Origin of the sequence: Rhizobium sp. NFR07 (assembly GCF_900111905.1) — a bacterium.
GTDB lineage: Bacteria > Pseudomonadota > Alphaproteobacteria > Rhizobiales > Rhizobiaceae > Neorhizobium.
Window position 1 is genome coordinate 189960 of sequence record NZ_FOKM01000009.1, and the last position, 15289, is coordinate 205248.

Sequence of the window (15289 nt, forward strand, 5' to 3'; positions counted from 1 at the left end):
GATGCGGTTCACCGCAAGATCGCGATAGTATCCGCAAGCTGCCGCGCGAAGCCTCTCCTCAGATTTCGTAATCACCACTCACCTTCCAGACGGCGATCGCGCTGTCTGGGAGCAAGAGCACAATATTCATTGCTTTTCTAAAGGAGGCCATCATGGCTGACAATGAAATGGTGAACGAAATCAGGGGTAAGGTGGCAATCGTAACCGGTGCCGCCAGTGGCATTGGCCGTGGCATCGCCGAACTCTTCGTCGAGCGTGGTGCCAAGGTCATAGCAGTCGACAAGAACGATGCGGTCTACGGGATGGCATCCGACAATCTGGTGCCGCTGACGGCGGACGTGACTGACGACGGCAGCGCCGAGCAGGCCGTCACCACGGCACTCGACCGCTTCGGCACGCTCGACATCCTCGTCAACAATGCTGGTTACATCAACTACCGCAATGTCGTCGATACGACGCGCGAGGAATGGGAAAAGGTGATGGCGATCAACGCCACCGGTTATTTCCTCTTCTCCCGCGAGGCGGCAAAGGCGATGATCCCCAACGGCAAGGGCGCGATCGTCAATATAGCCTCCTATGCCTCGTTCTTCGCCTTTCCGGGCATTGCGCCCTATGCCGCCTCAAAGGGCGCGGTGGCGCAGTTAACCCGGGCGCTGGCACTGGAAGTCGCACCGCATGGCATCCGCGTCAACGCCGTCGGCTCCGGCGACGTCGTGACCAACCTGCTCGACACGTTCCGTGACGATGGCCGGGAATTCCTGACCGAGCACGGCAAGTCGGCGCCGATCGGCCGCTCGGCCGAGCCGCGCGAGATTGCCGAGGCTGTCGCTTTCCTGGCCTCGGACCGGGCAAGCTTCGTGATCGGCTCGATCTTCATGGTCGACGGCGGCTTCAGCGTCCAGATTGCCTGAGCCACCGGGAGGCCCGACCGATGGACGGCCGGACCTCCCTCCCCGTATGTAACTGGCGAAAGCACGCCGCAACGGCCGGTCAGGCCGCAAGATCATCGACAAAGCGGGACAGCAGCAGATTGAATTCGCCCGGCGTCTGCCAGAACGGCGCATGGGTCGCCTTGGCGATACGGTAGCATCGGCCGGACCACAGATTGCCGTAGGGCACGGATTCCTCATAGTCGAGGTTGACGATCGGGTCGTCGGCACCGTTGACGACGGCGATCGGCACCTGGGACACCATGACCGTGTCGCGCTGGTTCGCGTCGCCGCTTCGGGACGCCGGATCGAAAAGCGTCGGGCGAAACCGCTTGTCGGTGCGCTGGACCGCCTCGACCATGAAGGCTTCCGCATTTTCACCGAATATGCCCGTCACGAACCGCGCCGCCTGCTCGTGGGTCAGCGAAGCCTGGCTGGCGAGGCTGCCGGACGGGTTGCCGCGAAAACCTTCGCGCATGTCGTCGCCGATCGCCGGCGTGCCAACGATCATGACACCCGAAAATGCTTTCGAATGGGCAAGCATCTCGATCGCGACATGGCCGCCCAGCGACCAGCCGACAACAAGCGGCCGGTCGACACGGAGTGCCTCCAGCACTTCAAGACACGCAAGCGCCAGACCACGCTTGGTGTAGCCGGTCCATGGATTGGTGGCATCGTCCGATGCTCCGTGGCCGGGCAGATCGAGGGCGATGAAGCGATGGGAACGCGCGCTCAGATCGTCGAACTGTTTCTGGAAGACACGGCTGTCGCTCGAATTGCCGTGAATGAAGAGGACATCGGCACCGTCGCCGGAGCTTTCGGATACCGACACAAGTCCCTGGGATGTCTCGATTTTCCTGTTCAATGTTTGGCGCATTTGCCAGGTCCTTTCCGACAACCGACATGCTTCTGGGGTAACCGTTCGAAGGGTGCATGAGCTGTTATCCGGAGAAGTCGCAGCACCCCGCCCCGCCGCATGGTGCAGCGGCGCACAATGGCGAGCTGGTCGCAGATGAAAGCCTCCCGCCGCACCTCCGTCCGAGCGATGCGGGAAACTCTGCGCCGGAAATTGCCGGTTGATGTCAGGCCACGGACACGAGGATTGCAGATGAAACCATGGCGGAGCGGCGCAAGGCGGGCGCTGCGCAGGCGCATTTTTCCCCTGTCCTTGCGTCTCTCCCTTCCCACGTCCGGATTTTTTGCTCACATTAGCGAGTCGGCAGGGGAACTGGGGAAGACCGAATGTATGAATATGCCATCGCCTGGGAGTGGCTGAGCTTCGCGGCCCGCTGGTTCCATGTCATTACCGCGATCGCCTGGATCGGGTCATCCTTCTATTTCATCGCGCTCGATCTGGGGCTGGTGAAACGGCCGCATCTGCCCGTGGGCGCCCATGGCGAGGAATGGCAGGTCCATGGCGGCGGCTTCTACCACATCCAGAAATATCTGGTCGCACCGGCGCAGATGCCGGAGCACCTGACGTGGTTCAAATACGAGAGCTATTTTACCTGGCTCTCCGGCTTCCTGATGCTGTGCATCGTCTATTATGGCGGCGCCGATCTCTTCCTTATCGACCGCAGCGTGATGGATCTGGAACCCTGGCAGGCGATCTGTCTGTCGCTCGCCTCGCTGGCGGTCGGCTGGATCGTCTATGACCAGCTCTGCAAGTCGCCGCTCGGCAACAATACCTGGGGCCTGATGATCCTGCTCTATATCGTGCTTGTCGCGATGGCCTGGGGCTATACGCAGGTTTTCACCGGCCGCGCCGCTTTCCTGCATCTCGGTGCCTTCACTGCAACGATCATGTCGGCCAACGTTTTCATGATCATCATCCCGAACCAGAAGATCGTCGTTGCCGACCTGATCGCGGGGCGCACCCCGGACGCCAAATACGGCAAGATCGCCAAGCAGCGTTCGCTGCATAACAACTACCTGACGCTGCCCGTCATCTTCTTCATGCTGTCGAACCATTATCCGCTGGCCATTGCGACCCAGTTCAACTGGGTGATCGCCGCGCTCGTCTTCCTGATGGGCGTGACGATCCGGCACTGGTTCAACACGACCCATGCCAGGAAGGGCAAGCCGACCTGGACATGGCTGGTGACGGTGATCCTCTTCATCCTGATCATGTGGCTGTCCACCGTGCCGAAAGTGCTGACAGGCGAGATGGAAACATCGATGACGTCGGTGCAGCAGAAGTTCGCGGCCGACGCCCATTTCACCGCCGCCCGCGATGTCGTGCAGGCCCGCTGTTCGATGTGCCATGCCACCGAGCCGGTCTGGGAGGGTATTACCTTCACGCCGAAATCGGTAAAGCTGGAGACCGATGCGGAGATTGCCTCCCACGCCCGCGAGATCTACATCCAGGCCGGACGAAGCCACGCCATGCCACCGGGCAATGTCACCGACATCTCGCCCGAGGAGCGGCGACTGCTGACCGCGTGGTATGAAAGCGCAGTCGCGTCGAAATAGGCGCTTTGAAATAAACGCCCAGAAATACGATCTGCCGAAACAGGATTTGCAATGACCACACTCATCCGCGGACGCCTTCTCTCCTTCAAGCGCGCGCCGCAGTCGCTGACCGACAGCGAGAGCTATTCCTACGAGCATGACGGCGGCCTGCTGGTCGGTGACGACGGCCGCATCGCCGCGGTTGGCGACTACGCTGCCGTGAAGGCAGATGCGTCCGAGGATGTAACGGAGATCGATCATCGCCCGCACCTGATCTTGCCCGGCTTCATCGACACGCATGTGCATTTCCCGCAGATGCAGGTGATCGCCTCTTATGCCGCGAACCTGCTCGAATGGCTGAACACCTATACGTTCCCCGAGGAATGCCGCTTCGTCGAAAGCGACCATGCCGCCCGTATCGCCACGCATTTCTACGACGAGTTCCTGCGTCACGGCACGACGACCGCCGTCGCCTATTGCTCGGTCCACAAGACCTCCGCCGACGCCTTCTTTGCAGAAGCCATGAAGCGCAACATGTGCATGGTCGGTGGCAAGGTGATGATGGACCGCAACGCGCCGCAGGGCCTGCTCGACACCCCGGAAATGGGCTATGACGAGACCCGCGCCGTGATCGAACAATGGCACGGCAAGGGCCGCAACCACGTCGCCATCACGCCGCGCTTCGCCATCACCTCGACGCCGGGCCAGATGAAGGCCGCGCAGGCGCTGGTGGAGGAATTTCCGGACCTGTTCATCCAGACGCATCTGTCGGAAAACCACGACGAGATCCGCTATACCTGCGAACTCTACCCCGAAGCGACCGACTATACCGACATCTATGCCCGCCACGGGCTGCTCGGCAAGAAGACGCTGCTCGGCCACGCGATCCACCTGTCGGAGCGGGAGACGGATGCGCTGGCGGAAGCCGGCTCGATCGCGGTCCACTGCCCGACCTCCAATCTCTTCCTCGGCTCCGGTCTGTTTCCGCTGAAGGCGCTGATGCGGCGGGAAAAGCCTGTGCGCGTCTCTGTCGCCACCGATATCGGCGGCGGATCGAGCTATTCGATGCTGAAGACCATGGACGAGGCCTACAAGATCCAGCAATTGCTGGGCGAACGTTTGAACCCGCTGGAAAGCTTCTACCTGATGACCCGCGGCAATGCCGAGGCGTTGTCGATGGAGACCGAGATCGGCACGCTCGACGTGGGCACGATGGCCGATCTCGTTGTACTCGACGCAGCAACGACGCCCGCGATGAAGCTCAGGATGGAGACGGTGAAGACGCTGCCGGAAGAGCTCTTCCTCATGCAGACCATGGGAGACGATCGCGCGGTGGTCGAGACCTATGTCGCGGGCGTGGCGATGAAGCCCGTCGCCTAGCCGGGCTGTGACCGTTCTCTTCCGGACGCTATGGACCTAGGCTTCTACTGTTCCGCTTTCTGGCCGTAATAGGCGACGTAGAGCTTGGTATAGCCCTTTGTCTCGAACACGCCGACCCATCCCTTGGGAACGGTCATCCCTTCGCCGGCCCTAACCGTCGTCGTCGAGCCATCGGCAGATGTCAGGGTCGCCTCGCCGGAAATGAAGTACATGAACTCGTCGTTCCCATAGCCGCCCGGCGCAGAAGCCTCCGCACGCGTCGGCCCGGAAACGAAGATGCCGCTTTCGAACGCCTGGTCGGCCGATCTGTTTATGATGATGTCCTTGTAACCTTCGGCACTCTGATCGACTGTCTTGCGGGCATCGACCGCTGCGGCAATCTCTTCCTGTGAAAGCTTCTTCGGGAGCAGTGTCTCCCCATAGGCGAAGGCCGGCAGCACAATGAGACCGAAAGCCAGCAGCAATTTCCTGATCATGGTTCCTCTCCTTTGATCGCGCCAGATTACGGCCAGCGAGATGCTGCCGATCACCGACAGGCAGGATGTCTCCCAACCGAATTCTGCAACCGTGTTTTCGCGCGGCATCAAAAGGTTACAATTCAAATTGGTCGCCTTCGGCAAACCCATCGATTGCCATCAGCTGACCCGCCGGAACCGCTGCAGCGCGCCGGCGGACGCGTCGCATTTACCCAATATTCCTGAAAACAGGGCTTTCCAGCGCTGCCATATTGAGAAGGCGCGCGCGAATGGCTATCACGGGAACCCACAAACGGACCCGATCACCAACGAAGGCGGCCCTCGGCATGACCCCAGACTACCTCGTCACCCATTCCGGTGGCTTTCATGCCGACGAGCTTCTGTCGAGCGTCATCCTGACGAGGCTTTTCCCGAACGCGAAACTGGTGCGCAGCCGCGCGCCGGAATGGATCACGCCCGGCCCCGATCGCGTCATCTACGATGTCGGCGGCGCCTATGATGCCGAAGCCGGTGTGTTCGATCACCACCAGCGTGGCGCGCCTCTGCGTGACGACGCCCAGCCCTACAGTTCCTTCGGCTTGATCTGGAAACATTTCGGCCGTGACTATCTTGCAGCCTCGAATGTCCCCGAGGAGCATGTCGATCAGCTTCACGCGTCCTTCGACGCAGGCTTCGTCCTGCCGATCGACCTTACGGACAACGGCGCGCTCAGCCCCTCGGGGCCGCTCGCCGGCCTGACCCTTCCAGCCTTGCTGGAAACCCTGAAGCCGGTTTTCGACGAGACCGACCCGCAAGCGGAAACGCGTGGTTTTCATACCGCACTTGGCATCGCCCGCAGTTTCGTCGAGGCGAGGATCGCCGGTCAGGCAGCCAAGCTGCGCGCCGAGGCACTCGTGCTGAAGGCGATCGAGAAGGCCGGATCCGGTCATGTTCTGGAACTGCCGATGGGCATGCCCTTCCGACCCGCTGTCGTGAAGGCCGGCGCCGATCATCTCCTGTTCGTCGTGCACCCGCGCGGCGACAAGGACTGGTGCCTCACCACCATCCGCCGCGGCGACGAAGGCTTCGAGGCACGCGCCGATCTGCCGGCCGCATGGGCGGGGCTGACCAATGGCGACCTGGAGGCCGCAAGCGGCGTCAAGGGCGCCAGCTTCTGCCACAATGCCCGCTTCATCGCAGCCGCCAGGAGCCGCGAGGCCGCACTTGCCATGGCCGACATCGCCGTCGCCGAAGCGCTGGCCGCAACGACGCCAGCAGAAGCAGGCGCCTGACCGGCAGCCGGCACAACATTCCGCTGGCAGATACGCTCTGATGTGCTAGTCGTCTAACTTCATTTTTGGAGGAAGATGACCGCATGTCGAAGCCGCTTACCATTGCAGACCTCAAGACTCTTGCCCGTCGTCGCGTGCCGAAAATGTTCTTCGACTATGCCGACAGCGGCGCCTGGACCGAAGGCACCTACCGGGCAAACGAGGAGGACTTTGGCAAGGTGAAGCTGCGCCAGCGGGTGCTGGTCGACATGACGAACCGTTCGCTTGAGACCACCATGGTTGGAGAGAAGGCTGCCATGCCCGTGGCACTGGCGCCGACCGGGATGACGGGCATGCAGCATGCCGATGGCGAGATGCTGGCGGCTAAGGCAGCGGAAGAATTCGGCGTGCCCTTCACGCTGTCGACCATGAGCATCTGCTCCATCGAGGACGTGCGCTCGGTGACGTCAAAGCCCTTCTGGTTCCAGCTCTACGTGCTGAAGGACCGCGGCTTCATCGAGCGGCTGATCGACCGCGCAAAGGCTGCCAATTGCTCTGCGCTGGTTGTCACCGCCGACCTGCAGATCCTCGGCCAGCGCCACAAGGACCTGCGCAACGGCCTGTCCGCCCCGCCGAAATGGACGCTGAACACCGCCATGCAGCTTGCCACAAAGCCGCAATGGTGCCTTGAAATGCTGCAGACCAAACGTCGCGGCTTCGGCAATATCGTCGGCCACGCCACCAATGTCTCCGACCTCTCGTCGCTGTCGGCCTGGACAGCGGAACAGTTCGACCCGCAGCTTTCCTGGGACGACATCCGCTGGATCAAGGATCTGTGGGGCGGCAAGCTGATCATCAAGGGCATCCTGGACGAGGAAGACGCCCGCGCCGCGGCCGATACCGGCGCCGACGCGATCATCGTCTCCAACCACGGCGGCCGCCAGCTCGACGGCGCCCCCTCCTCGATCTCGATGCTGCCGAAGATCGTCGACGCCGTCGGCGAGCGGATCGAGGTCCATTTCGACGGCGGCATCCGCTCCGGCCAGGACGTGCTGAAAGCGGTGGCGCTTGGCGCCAAGGGTACCTATATCGGCCGCCCCTTCCTCTACGGCCTCGGCGCACTCGGCAAGCCGGGCGTGACGGCAGCACTAGAGATCATCCGCAAGGAGATGGACATCACCATGGCGCTCTGCGGCAAGCGCGATATCCGCGACTGCGGCCGCAACATCATCGCCAGCGCGCAGTTCTGACGGAAGGCGGTTGCCGGCGAATGCTGTTTCAAGCGGGAAAGCTGACGGTCGGGATCGTGCTGCCCATCCAGCCGCGGGACGGCGGGCGGGACATCGATTTCGGCCTGCAGCGGGAACTGGCAGCACGCGCCGACGAGCTTGGCTTTTCGGCGCTGTGGGTGCGTGACGTGCCGCTGAACAGCGCCTCCTATCCCGATCCCGTCGGTCATTCCGACCCATGGGTTCTGCTTGGTGCACTCGCGGCCTCCACCCGATCGATCACCCTGGCGACCGGCGCAATCGTCCTGCCGCTGCGCCATCCGCTGCATATCGCCAAGGCTGCGCTGTCGATGGACGCTCTCTCGTCAGGACGTTTCCTGCTCGGTCTCGGCTCGGGAGACCGCCCCTCGGAATTTTCCGCCTTCGGCCGCTACGTCGATGAACGGCGCGAGCTGTTTCGCGCCAATTGGGCGGAACTCGCCTCGGCACTGGACGGACAGGTGGATGGCGGGACCGAGTTCGAGCTGAGACCACGCAGCGGACGGCCCATGCCGCTTGTCGCCGTAGGGTCGTCCTCCCAATCGCTGGAATGGATCGCCAGGAACGCCTTCGCCTGGATGACCTATCACCGGCCGCTTGCCGCACAGAAGGATCGCATCGCCCTGTGGCACAATGCCGTTTCCCGGTCGACCCGGGAGTTTCGCGGGCTCGGCCAGGCCATGGCGCTCGATCTCGTAGACATGACCGGCGACAAAGCCGAAGAAATCAATCTCGGATATCGGACCGGTCCAGACGGGCTATACCGGGCGCTGACCGATCTGCGCGATCTCGGCGTGCATCATGTAGCGCTCAATCTTGCGGTCAACCGCGACAAGGCGCTGGCCGATCTGCGGATCATCGCCCGTGATGTACTGCCTCGGCTGTCCGTGGGCTAACGAACCTCAGCCGCACCAGCCGCCCTTGCCCTGACCGGGACGTTTTGCCAGCCCCTCGTTGACCAGAACATCCGCCAGCGAACGGCCGTTGCGGGTCACGTCGCGCAGCTTGTGGCCTTCGACCTCCGCGTCATTGCCCTGCCAGGAGACGAGATCGAACGGGCCGGAATCGAGGAAGGCGCGCACGCGCAGCTTCGCGTCGCTCGCCTTGATGCGCTCGGCCTCGCAATGGGGTTTCTTGATATCCGGCACCTCGACGCCGACGAGCCTGATCTTCTCGCCGTGGAAGACGAAACGATCGGCCGAGACGACGCAATCGTCCTGCTTGGCGGTGCCGCAGAGGAAGAATTTCGCATTGTAGGATCCGGCGAGCGTATCGCCGCTGCGCGCTGCCGGCTCGGAGCGGGCGACATCCAGACCGGGCTTGCCGACCGGCGCCGGCGGAATGATCGCCGCCGTCTGCGTGCGGTCGGGCGCGCCGACCGGGCGTGGCGGAACGGGACCGGAATTGCGCTGCGGAGTGACCGAATGCGGACGCGACGGCGCCAATTTTTCCCGCGTCTCTTCGCGTGTGGCGGTACGGACCGGCTTGTCCGCCGTCAGGCTGGCGACGAAGCGCCTCGCCGGCGCAAAGTTGTCATAGACCGCGATACCACCACCGATCACGACAAGCGCCGTCATCCAGGGCCAGAAGGACGATCCCGACCGGGCCGGCGAACGCTTTGTGCTCTTGCGTCTCGATCCTGATTTTGCGCGGGACTGGGCCATGGAATCATCTCCTGTCGAATCGGACTGGAGTATCGCGGCGAAGCCTTGCCGAATGGTTTCCGTGACAGACCGGCAACTTGCTATTGTGTATGAATGTGCATAATATTCAATCCATGAAAAGCGCCGAGATGATTGCGCTGCTGCGCAGGGAGGGCTGGATTGAAGTGGCTCAGAAGGGCAGCCATGTCCAATTCAAGCATCCGACCAAGCCCGGGCGCGTGACGGTCCCACATCCCAAGCGCGATATTCCGATCGGGACGTTGCGGAGCATCGAAAAGCAGGCGGGGCTGAAACTGAGGTGAGCATGACCAACTACATAGGCCTGATCCACAAGGAAGCCGACAGCGATTACGGTGTCTCCTTTCCTGATTTCCCCGGGGCCGTGACCGCCGGCAGGACGCTGGACGAAGCACGCGAGATGGCCGAGGAGGCGCTTGCCTTTCACGTCGATGGAATGACCGATGACGGAGAGGCCATCCCCGAACCGTCAAGCCTCGAAAGAGTCATGACCGACGAGAGCAACCGGGATGGCGTTGCGATACTTGTTAGCTTGAAGACACAGGCGACCAAGGCGGTTCGCGTGAACATCACGCTGCCCGAAGACGTGCTGCATACGATCGACGCTTTTGCGGAAGCCAATGGCCTCTCACGCTCCGGCTTTCTTGCACGTGCTGCTCGACATGAGATCGAGCGGAGCAGCGCGGCTTAATCAGGAGACCCGCCCTGTCGCTAGCGCGCTGGCCCATTCGGCGCGGCCGTTGTCGGCGGCGAGGCGTGACATGGCCATGTGGTCGTAGCGCACGGTCTGGAATGTCGGCGACCAGCCGGCCTCGGTCTTCTCGATGATTGCGTAAGACGCCATGGCGTGGCCGGTCTCGACCTTATGGTAGTAGGGCGCGTCGTCGTCATAGGCGGGCTGGCCGACGCTGCCGGGGTTGACGATCAGCCGTCCGTCGGCAAGCGCGACCATGCGCGGGATATGGCTATGGCCGCAGAGGATCAGCGGCTGGTCGATGCCTTCGGCGAGCGCCTCGATCTCGTCCTGCGGGCGAAGCGTGACATGGCCATCGGGCGATACGGTCTCGAGCCAGTAGAGATTGTCGTCCTTCGGCGTCGCGTGGCAGAGAAAGATCTCGTCGCGCCAGACCAGGCTGAAGGGCAGTTTGCGCAGCCAGTCGAAATGCCGGGATGCCATCTGGCGATGGGCATGCGCGTCCGACAAAGCGCCCAGCGACTGCAATTGGTCGGCGGTCTTTTCGAGGAGGTAGCGATCGTGGTTGCCGCGCACGGTCATCGTACCGGCCATGTCGAGCAGCAGCAGGAGGTCGCCGGTGCGATCAGCCTCCAACGGGCCGCTGAAACAGTCGCCGAGATTGACGATGTCGCGAATGCCGAGTGCTGCGACATCGTCCAGCACGGCCTGCAGCGCCGCGCAATTTCCGTGAATGTCGGCGATCGCGGCAAAACGCATCAGCTGCCCCGATAGGTCGAATAGCCATAGGGCGAGATGAGCAACGGCACGTGGTAATGCGCCGTCGTGTCGGAGATGCCGAAGCGGATCGGGATGACGTCGAGGAAGGCCGGATCGGTCAGCGGGACACCACGACCACGCAGGTAATCGCCCGCGTGAAAGACGAGCTCGTAGGTTCCGACGACGAAGCTGGCATCGATCAGGATCGGGCCGCCATCAACGCGACCGTCGGCATTGGTCGTTACCGACTTGAGCTTCTTCCGGCCCTCGCCTTCGATGCGGTAGAGATCGATCACCATCCCCTGGGCTGGCGCGCCGCTCGCCGTATCAAGCACATGGGTCGTGAGGCCGGTCATAGGGAAGGCTCCGCAATCAGATAGGGCGTATCGAAGACGAATTCCTGCAGGTTGGCGCCGGTATTGTCGCGGTCGACGACGAGGAAGTCGCTGACCTCACTCAGCACCATCAGCGGATGGTGCCAGGTATTGGCGAAATAGTTCACGCCCTGATCGGTCCGCGCCAGGAATATCTGCGGTTTTCCCGGGCGGCCGCCTTCATCCGCCGAGACGCCGACAAGAAACGGCCGGCCCGAAAGCGGCATGAAACTCTGGCTGCCATAGGGGTGGCGTTCCATCATGCCGAGCGAATAGGGAAACTGCCGCGGCTGGCCGCGGAAGATGTTGAAGATCAGCCTGTCCCCGACGCCGACCGGTGCGGCCACCGCATGATAGCGCTCGGTCGTGCCATTGTTGATCAGCCGCATCGTCGCCGGATCGGCTTCGATCACCTCGCCGTAGGGCGCGAAAGCTTGGCTGGTGAGGGGCAGGATTTCGAGGGATTCGGTCACGGTGGGCCCTTGGTTAATTAGATTATCATTCGCCTTGCGCATGCCAGTTGCGCAGGGAATCAAGATCGGAAATCAGACTGGGAAGAGATGTTTTCACGGTGTGCCAGACGACCGGAAGCTCGACCTCGTAATAATCGTGAGTCACCAGATTTCGCATGCCGCGGATCTTCGACCACGGAATGTCCGGATGCTCGACAGGAAAATTCGGATGATGGGTCATGATGCGGCCGGCGGCTTCGCCGATCAGCACAAGCGCCATGCCCACTGCCATCTGGGTACGCTCGTCGGCCAGGAACCGGTCTTCGGGCATATCCGCGAGAAAGGCGCAGGCCTTTTCGGCGGCCTCGTGCATGCGATCGAGATATTCACGAAGCCTATCCGTCGTCATATAGGCGCGGCCTCGGAGAGGATGCGATCACGCATCGACTTGCGGATGCCGCCCGACGTAACCAGATCGACCCTGACCTTGAGCAGGGTTTCAAGCGTATCCTGCAAGCCTCCAAGGTCGAAAAGCGTCGTACCCGGCAGCGCATCCACCAGAATGTCGATATCGCTATCGGCCCGATCCTCGCCACGCGCGACGGAGCCGAAGACACGCGGGTTTGCCGCATTGAAGCGCTTTGTCGCTTCGCGGATCGCCTCGCGGTTCTTCTCCAGCACTTCCGACGGTCTCATGGCAACATCACTCCCCGGAAAAACAATATAGGTGAATGATTGAGCTTGGAAAAGCGGCGGCTCTGCCGCTCTTCATCGCTCCGGTAAAAGCGTCAGCAGCCGCAGAAGCGCGATCCGCTCCACCTGGGTGCAGGCGGTGGCGAACTCGGCCTCGACGCCATTGGCAACGCGGGTCTCGAAGGCGGCAAGAATGTCGTCCTTGCCGAGACCCTTGACGGCGATGATGAAGGGAAACCCGAATTTTTCCGTATAGGCCGCGTTGAGTTCGGTGAAGCGTGCATGTTCGGCGGCGCTCAGCCGGTCGAGCCCGGCGCCGGCCTGTTCCAGCCTGCTGTCTTCCGTCAGCTCGCCGGCGATCGCGAGCTTGCCGGCGAGATCGGGATGGGCGCGCAGCACGCCGAGCCGCTCCTCTGCGCTTGCCTTGCGGAATTCGCCGACCATGGCCGAATGTACGCCCTTCGCCGTCAGCGGCACGAAGATCAGCCCGCCATCATAGGCCCGCTCGGCGATGAAGGGAGAATGTTCGAACACTCCACCGAAAGCGGAGACAAAATCCGCGCGCGCCGTCATGGCTTGCCCCGCAATCCGTTATGCGAAGCATGATGTTCATGCCAATGGCGCGCGATCTCGATGCGCTGCGGCACCCAGACCTTGTCGTGGGAGAGCACATATTCCATGAAGCGGCGCAGCGCCGCGATGCGGCCGGGGCGGCCGACGAGGCGGCAATGCAGGCCGACCGACATCATCTTCGGGCTGCCTTCCTGACCTTCCCGATAGAGCGTGTCGAAGGCGTCCTTCAGATAGGTGAAGAACTGATCGCCGGCATTGAAGCCCTGCGGGGTGGCGAACCGCATGTCGTTGGTTTCGAGCGTGTAGGGAATGATCAGGAAGGGCTTGCCGTCGAGACCCGGCACCCAGTAGGGCAGATCGTCGGCATAACTGTCGGAGGAATAGAGGAAACCGCCCTCCTCCATCACCAGCTTCAGCGTGTTGTCGGAAGGCTTTCCCTGGTACATCCCATAGGGCCGCTCGCCGACGAGTTCGGTGTGGAGACGGACAGCTTCGAGAATATGCTCGCGTTCCTTGGCTTCCGGGAAATCCTTGTATTCGAGCCAGCGATAGCCGTGGCTCGCGATCTCCCAGCCCGCTTCCTTCATCGCCGCGACGGCTTCCGGGTTGCGCGCCATGGCGAGCGTCACGCCATAGACGGTGCACTGCATCTTCAATTCGGTGAACAGCCGCCAGAGCCGCCAGAAGCCGGCGCGCGAGCCGTATTCGTAGATCGATTCCATGTTGAGGTTGCGCTGCCCCGGCCAGGGCGCGGCGCCGACGATTTCCGACAGGAGGTTTTCCGAGGCTGCATCGCCATCGAGGATAGAGCTTTCGCCGCCCTCCTCGTAATTGATGACGAACTGCACGGCGACATTGGCACCACCCGGCCATCTTGGATCGGGAATGTTGCGGCCGTAGCCGACGAGATCGCGCGGATAGTCCCTTATGGTTATCGGCATTCTTCCACCTCTGGCATCTGCGGCGACGGTAGCGCACCGCTTCCGCAGATGTCGAGATGCAAACTTGCGTGTGGCGATCAGTCGAAGCGATCGTCGCGGGGGCGGCGATAGACCCCGTCGCTCAGTCCTATGTCGCTCAACATGTAGTCGTCGAGTTCCCGGGCCGAGGAGAATGTCACCCATCCATTGGGCAGGATCGGCGCATGGTCTTCGGCGTGCCGATTTCGGTGCACGATCGCAAATACCGAAAGCGCTGCCGAGCGGGCGGATGAAAGCAGAAACATGGTCATGGCCTCCTCCCTATTCAGCCGCGGCGCGCGGCGCGCATGCCTCGCAGATGGCGGCGACATGGCGGTGGTCGGTGCCGCAGCAGCCACCGAGCACCCGCATTGAAGGATAGCGCGCCGTCAGCCTCGCATAGCGCCGTCCGAGGTCCTGCGGATCGCCGATATCGAGTTCGGTGGATTCGTCGAGCTCCGCATGGCTTTTCGCCGAAGCGTTGGCGCGGATGCCGCCGATGCGCCGCAGCCATTCGGCGTCGCCGCCGAGCACGTGATCGAAATGGCTCGGATGGGCGCAGTTGATCATGTAATAGGCAGCGGTCGAACCGGTCATGGCGTCCGTGGTTTCGATCGCCTCCTCAAGCGACATGCCGTTGGCGAGCCTGCCGTCCGTCTCGACCGTGAACGAGATCACGACGGGCAGACCCACCGCCTTTGCCGCGCGGATGATGCCTATAGCCTCTTCGGTCGTGTTGAGGGTCAGGGCCGTCACCATGTCGACCTCTGTCTCGGCGAAGGCACCGATTTGGTGGGCGTGATATTTCTCGGCCTCGGCAGTGCTCATCTGACCCTGCTGGTAGGCGTCGCCGCGCGGACCGATCGCGCCGTTCAACAGGATGCGCGTGCCGGGCTTCTGCCAGGCGCGACGCAGGTCAGCGATATACTCGACAGAGCGGATGTTGAGTGCCCGCAGGGCAGCAAGATCATAGCCGAGCTTTTCGGCCCAGTCCGGATTGGCACGCCAGGTCGGCGTGTCGAGAATGAAACCTCGGCCGTGGTCGCGCGCAATCGCGAGATAGGGCTCGTAATAGGCGGTCAGCTCGGCCCGACCCTTCGCGTCGTCCAGCAGCGGAAAGCAAGCAAAATGCGGCAATTCGAGGCCGTGGTGGAAGATCAGCGTGGTCTCCAGCCCGCCATCGGTCAGAAATATCTCCTCCCCGAGATGCGGCAGGCTCTGGCGATCGTTTTTCATCGTCATCTCCTGTGATATGATAGTGCAGGCGCAATGCGGGCACTTCCGCAGGCTGCGATCTGCCTCAGTGTTTTGCGCCTGGAAGCTGCTTCGATCTACGCGGCCTGCGGTAC

20 protein-coding genes are annotated in these 15289 nt (G+C 62.3%); 8 read left to right on the plus strand and 12 right to left on the minus strand.

All coding sequences use genetic code 11. From position 1 onward, the window contains the following. The first annotated feature begins 152 nt into the window (after nucleotides 1-152). Nucleotides 153-911 carry an SDR family NAD(P)-dependent oxidoreductase gene (locus BM216_RS19780; protein ID WP_093000922.1) on the plus strand — a complete coding sequence of 253 codons (759 nt, stop codon included), beginning with the start codon at nucleotides 153-155 and terminating at the stop codon, nucleotides 909-911. A 79-nt stretch (nucleotides 912-990) separates the two neighbouring features. On the opposite strand, the gene BM216_RS19785 is transcribed toward BM216_RS19780, so the two are convergent. Next, entirely contained in the window at nucleotides 991-1806 is an 816-nt protein-coding gene (locus BM216_RS19785) for an alpha/beta fold hydrolase (protein WP_093000923.1), read from the minus strand. 365 nt (nucleotides 1807-2171) lie between these two features. Here BM216_RS19785 and puuD point away from each other — a divergent pair, with 365 nt between their 5' ends. Beyond that, nucleotides 2172-3401, plus strand: coding sequence for a urate hydroxylase PuuD (puuD, locus tag BM216_RS19790; protein WP_093000924.1), 1230 nt, complete (start codon nucleotides 2172-2174; stop codon nucleotides 3399-3401). A gap of 51 nt (nucleotides 3402-3452) precedes the next feature. Continuing rightward, nucleotides 3453-4760, plus strand: coding sequence for a guanine deaminase (gene guaD, locus BM216_RS19795; protein WP_093000925.1), 1308 nt, complete (start codon nucleotides 3453-3455; stop codon nucleotides 4758-4760). A 44-nt stretch (nucleotides 4761-4804) separates the two neighbouring features. Here guaD and BM216_RS19800 read toward each other — a convergent pair whose 3' ends face one another. Next, the gene (locus tag BM216_RS19800) at nucleotides 4805-5236 is read right to left on the minus strand and encodes a cupin domain-containing protein (protein WP_177230844.1); all 432 of its coding nucleotides are present in this window, start codon (nucleotides 5234-5236) and stop codon (nucleotides 4805-4807) included. A gap of 326 nt (nucleotides 5237-5562) precedes the next feature. On the opposite strand from BM216_RS19800, the gene BM216_RS19805 reads away from it, so the two are divergent. From BM216_RS19805 to BM216_RS19815, 3 genes are all read left to right on the plus strand, one after another. Further along, the gene (locus tag BM216_RS19805; RefSeq protein WP_093000927.1) at nucleotides 5563-6507 is read left to right on the plus strand and encodes an MYG1 family protein; all 945 of its coding nucleotides are present in this window, start codon (nucleotides 5563-5565) and stop codon (nucleotides 6505-6507) included. Nucleotides 6508-6590: 83 nt separating this feature from the next. Beyond that, the gene (locus BM216_RS19810; protein ID WP_093000928.1) at nucleotides 6591-7736 is read left to right on the plus strand and encodes an alpha-hydroxy acid oxidase; all 1146 of its coding nucleotides are present in this window, start codon (nucleotides 6591-6593) and stop codon (nucleotides 7734-7736) included. A gap of 20 nt (nucleotides 7737-7756) precedes the next feature. Next, nucleotides 7757-8650, plus strand: coding sequence for a TIGR03571 family LLM class oxidoreductase (locus BM216_RS19815; RefSeq protein ID WP_093000929.1), 894 nt, complete (start codon nucleotides 7757-7759; stop codon nucleotides 8648-8650). 6 nt (nucleotides 8651-8656) lie between these two features. On the opposite strand, the gene BM216_RS19820 is transcribed toward BM216_RS19815, so the two are convergent. Then, the gene (locus BM216_RS19820) at nucleotides 8657-9418 is read right to left on the minus strand and encodes a hypothetical protein (protein WP_093000930.1); all 762 of its coding nucleotides are present in this window, start codon (nucleotides 9416-9418) and stop codon (nucleotides 8657-8659) included. A gap of 113 nt (nucleotides 9419-9531) precedes the next feature. Here BM216_RS19820 and BM216_RS19825 point away from each other — a divergent pair, with 113 nt between their 5' ends. Both BM216_RS19825 and BM216_RS19830 read left to right on the plus strand, forming a co-directional pair. After that, nucleotides 9532-9720: a type II toxin-antitoxin system HicA family toxin gene (locus BM216_RS19825; protein ID WP_093001013.1), complete on the plus strand. Its 189-nt coding sequence runs from the start codon at nucleotides 9532-9534 to the stop codon at nucleotides 9718-9720. Nucleotides 9721-9722: 2 nt separating this feature from the next. After that, on the plus strand, nucleotides 9723-10127 hold the full coding sequence (locus BM216_RS19830; RefSeq protein WP_093000931.1) for a type II toxin-antitoxin system HicB family antitoxin: 405 nt from the start codon (nucleotides 9723-9725) through the stop codon (nucleotides 10125-10127). On the opposite strand, the gene BM216_RS19835 is transcribed toward BM216_RS19830, so the two are convergent. The 9 genes from BM216_RS19835 to BM216_RS19875 all read right to left on the minus strand — a co-directional run bounded on the left by BM216_RS19835 (nucleotide 10128) and on the right by BM216_RS19875 (nucleotide 15176). Next, a complete protein-coding gene (locus BM216_RS19835; protein WP_093000932.1) occupies nucleotides 10128-10889 on the minus strand; it encodes a metallophosphoesterase family protein in 762 nt (253 codons plus the stop codon). Beyond that, complete coding sequence (gene uraH, locus BM216_RS19840) at nucleotides 10889-11245, minus strand: hydroxyisourate hydrolase (RefSeq protein WP_093000933.1); 357 nt, start codon at nucleotides 11243-11245, stop codon at nucleotides 10889-10891. The genes BM216_RS19835 and uraH overlap by 1 nt, the downstream gene beginning before the upstream one ends. Then, nucleotides 11242-11736, minus strand: a complete 495-nt coding sequence (locus BM216_RS19845; RefSeq protein WP_093000934.1) for an ureidoglycolate lyase — start codon at nucleotides 11734-11736, stop codon at nucleotides 11242-11244. Before BM216_RS19845 ends, uraH begins: the two co-directional genes overlap by 4 nt. A 25-nt stretch (nucleotides 11737-11761) precedes the next feature. Beyond that, complete coding sequence (locus tag BM216_RS19850) at nucleotides 11762-12124, minus strand: HepT-like ribonuclease domain-containing protein (RefSeq protein WP_093000935.1); 363 nt, start codon at nucleotides 12122-12124, stop codon at nucleotides 11762-11764. Beyond that, the gene (locus BM216_RS19855) at nucleotides 12121-12411 is read right to left on the minus strand and encodes a nucleotidyltransferase family protein (RefSeq protein ID WP_093000936.1); all 291 of its coding nucleotides are present in this window, start codon (nucleotides 12409-12411) and stop codon (nucleotides 12121-12123) included. Before BM216_RS19855 ends, BM216_RS19850 begins: the two co-directional genes overlap by 4 nt. A 72-nt stretch (nucleotides 12412-12483) precedes the next feature. Beyond that, nucleotides 12484-12981, minus strand: a complete 498-nt coding sequence (uraD, locus tag BM216_RS19860; protein WP_093000937.1) for a 2-oxo-4-hydroxy-4-carboxy-5-ureidoimidazoline decarboxylase — start codon at nucleotides 12979-12981, stop codon at nucleotides 12484-12486. Then, nucleotides 12978-13922, minus strand: coding sequence for an allantoinase PuuE (gene puuE / locus BM216_RS19865; RefSeq protein WP_093000938.1), 945 nt, complete (start codon nucleotides 13920-13922; stop codon nucleotides 12978-12980). Before puuE ends, uraD begins: the two co-directional genes overlap by 4 nt. Before the next feature lie 77 nt (nucleotides 13923-13999). Next, the gene (locus BM216_RS19870) at nucleotides 14000-14212 is read right to left on the minus strand and encodes a hypothetical protein (RefSeq protein ID WP_093000939.1); all 213 of its coding nucleotides are present in this window, start codon (nucleotides 14210-14212) and stop codon (nucleotides 14000-14002) included. Nucleotides 14213-14222: 10 nt separating this feature from the next. Further along, nucleotides 14223-15176, minus strand: coding sequence for a homocysteine S-methyltransferase family protein (locus BM216_RS19875; protein WP_093000940.1), 954 nt, complete (start codon nucleotides 15174-15176; stop codon nucleotides 14223-14225). Between the last annotated feature and the right edge of the window lie 113 nt (nucleotides 15177-15289).

Coding starts and splice junctions, on each gene's coding strand:
- BM216_RS19780 (WP_093000922.1), top strand. CDS start 153: ATGGCTGACAATGAAATGGTGAACGAAATCAGGGGTAAGGTGGCAATC.
- BM216_RS19785 (WP_093000923.1), bottom strand. CDS start 1,806: ATGCGCCAAACATTGAACAGGAAAATCGAGACATCCCAGGGACTTGTG.
- puuD (WP_093000924.1), top strand. CDS start 2,172: ATGTATGAATATGCCATCGCCTGGGAGTGGCTGAGCTTCGCGGCCCGC.
- guaD (WP_093000925.1), top strand. CDS start 3,453: ATGACCACACTCATCCGCGGACGCCTTCTCTCCTTCAAGCGCGCGCCG.
- BM216_RS19800 (WP_177230844.1), bottom strand. CDS start 5,236: ATGATCAGGAAATTGCTGCTGGCTTTCGGTCTCATTGTGCTGCCGGCC.
- BM216_RS19805 (WP_093000927.1), top strand. CDS start 5,563: ATGACCCCAGACTACCTCGTCACCCATTCCGGTGGCTTTCATGCCGAC.
- BM216_RS19810 (WP_093000928.1), top strand. CDS start 6,591: ATGTCGAAGCCGCTTACCATTGCAGACCTCAAGACTCTTGCCCGTCGT.
- BM216_RS19815 (WP_093000929.1), top strand. CDS start 7,757: ATGCTGTTTCAAGCGGGAAAGCTGACGGTCGGGATCGTGCTGCCCATC.
- BM216_RS19820 (WP_093000930.1), bottom strand. CDS start 9,418: ATGGCCCAGTCCCGCGCAAAATCAGGATCGAGACGCAAGAGCACAAAG.
- BM216_RS19825 (WP_093001013.1), top strand. CDS start 9,532: ATGAAAAGCGCCGAGATGATTGCGCTGCTGCGCAGGGAGGGCTGGATT.
- BM216_RS19830 (WP_093000931.1), top strand. CDS start 9,723: ATGACCAACTACATAGGCCTGATCCACAAGGAAGCCGACAGCGATTAC.
- BM216_RS19835 (WP_093000932.1), bottom strand. CDS start 10,889: ATGCGTTTTGCCGCGATCGCCGACATTCACGGAAATTGCGCGGCGCTG.
- uraH (WP_093000933.1), bottom strand. CDS start 11,245: ATGACCGGCCTCACGACCCATGTGCTTGATACGGCGAGCGGCGCGCCA.
- BM216_RS19850 (WP_093000935.1), bottom strand. CDS start 12,124: ATGACGACGGATAGGCTTCGTGAATATCTCGATCGCATGCACGAGGCC.
- BM216_RS19855 (WP_093000936.1), bottom strand. CDS start 12,411: ATGAGACCGTCGGAAGTGCTGGAGAAGAACCGCGAGGCGATCCGCGAA.
- uraD (WP_093000937.1), bottom strand. CDS start 12,981: ATGACGGCGCGCGCGGATTTTGTCTCCGCTTTCGGTGGAGTGTTCGAA.
- puuE (WP_093000938.1), bottom strand. CDS start 13,922: ATGCCGATAACCATAAGGGACTATCCGCGCGATCTCGTCGGCTACGGC.
- BM216_RS19870 (WP_093000939.1), bottom strand. CDS start 14,212: ATGACCATGTTTCTGCTTTCATCCGCCCGCTCGGCAGCGCTTTCGGTA.
- BM216_RS19875 (WP_093000940.1), bottom strand. CDS start 15,176: ATGAAAAACGATCGCCAGAGCCTGCCGCATCTCGGGGAGGAGATATTT.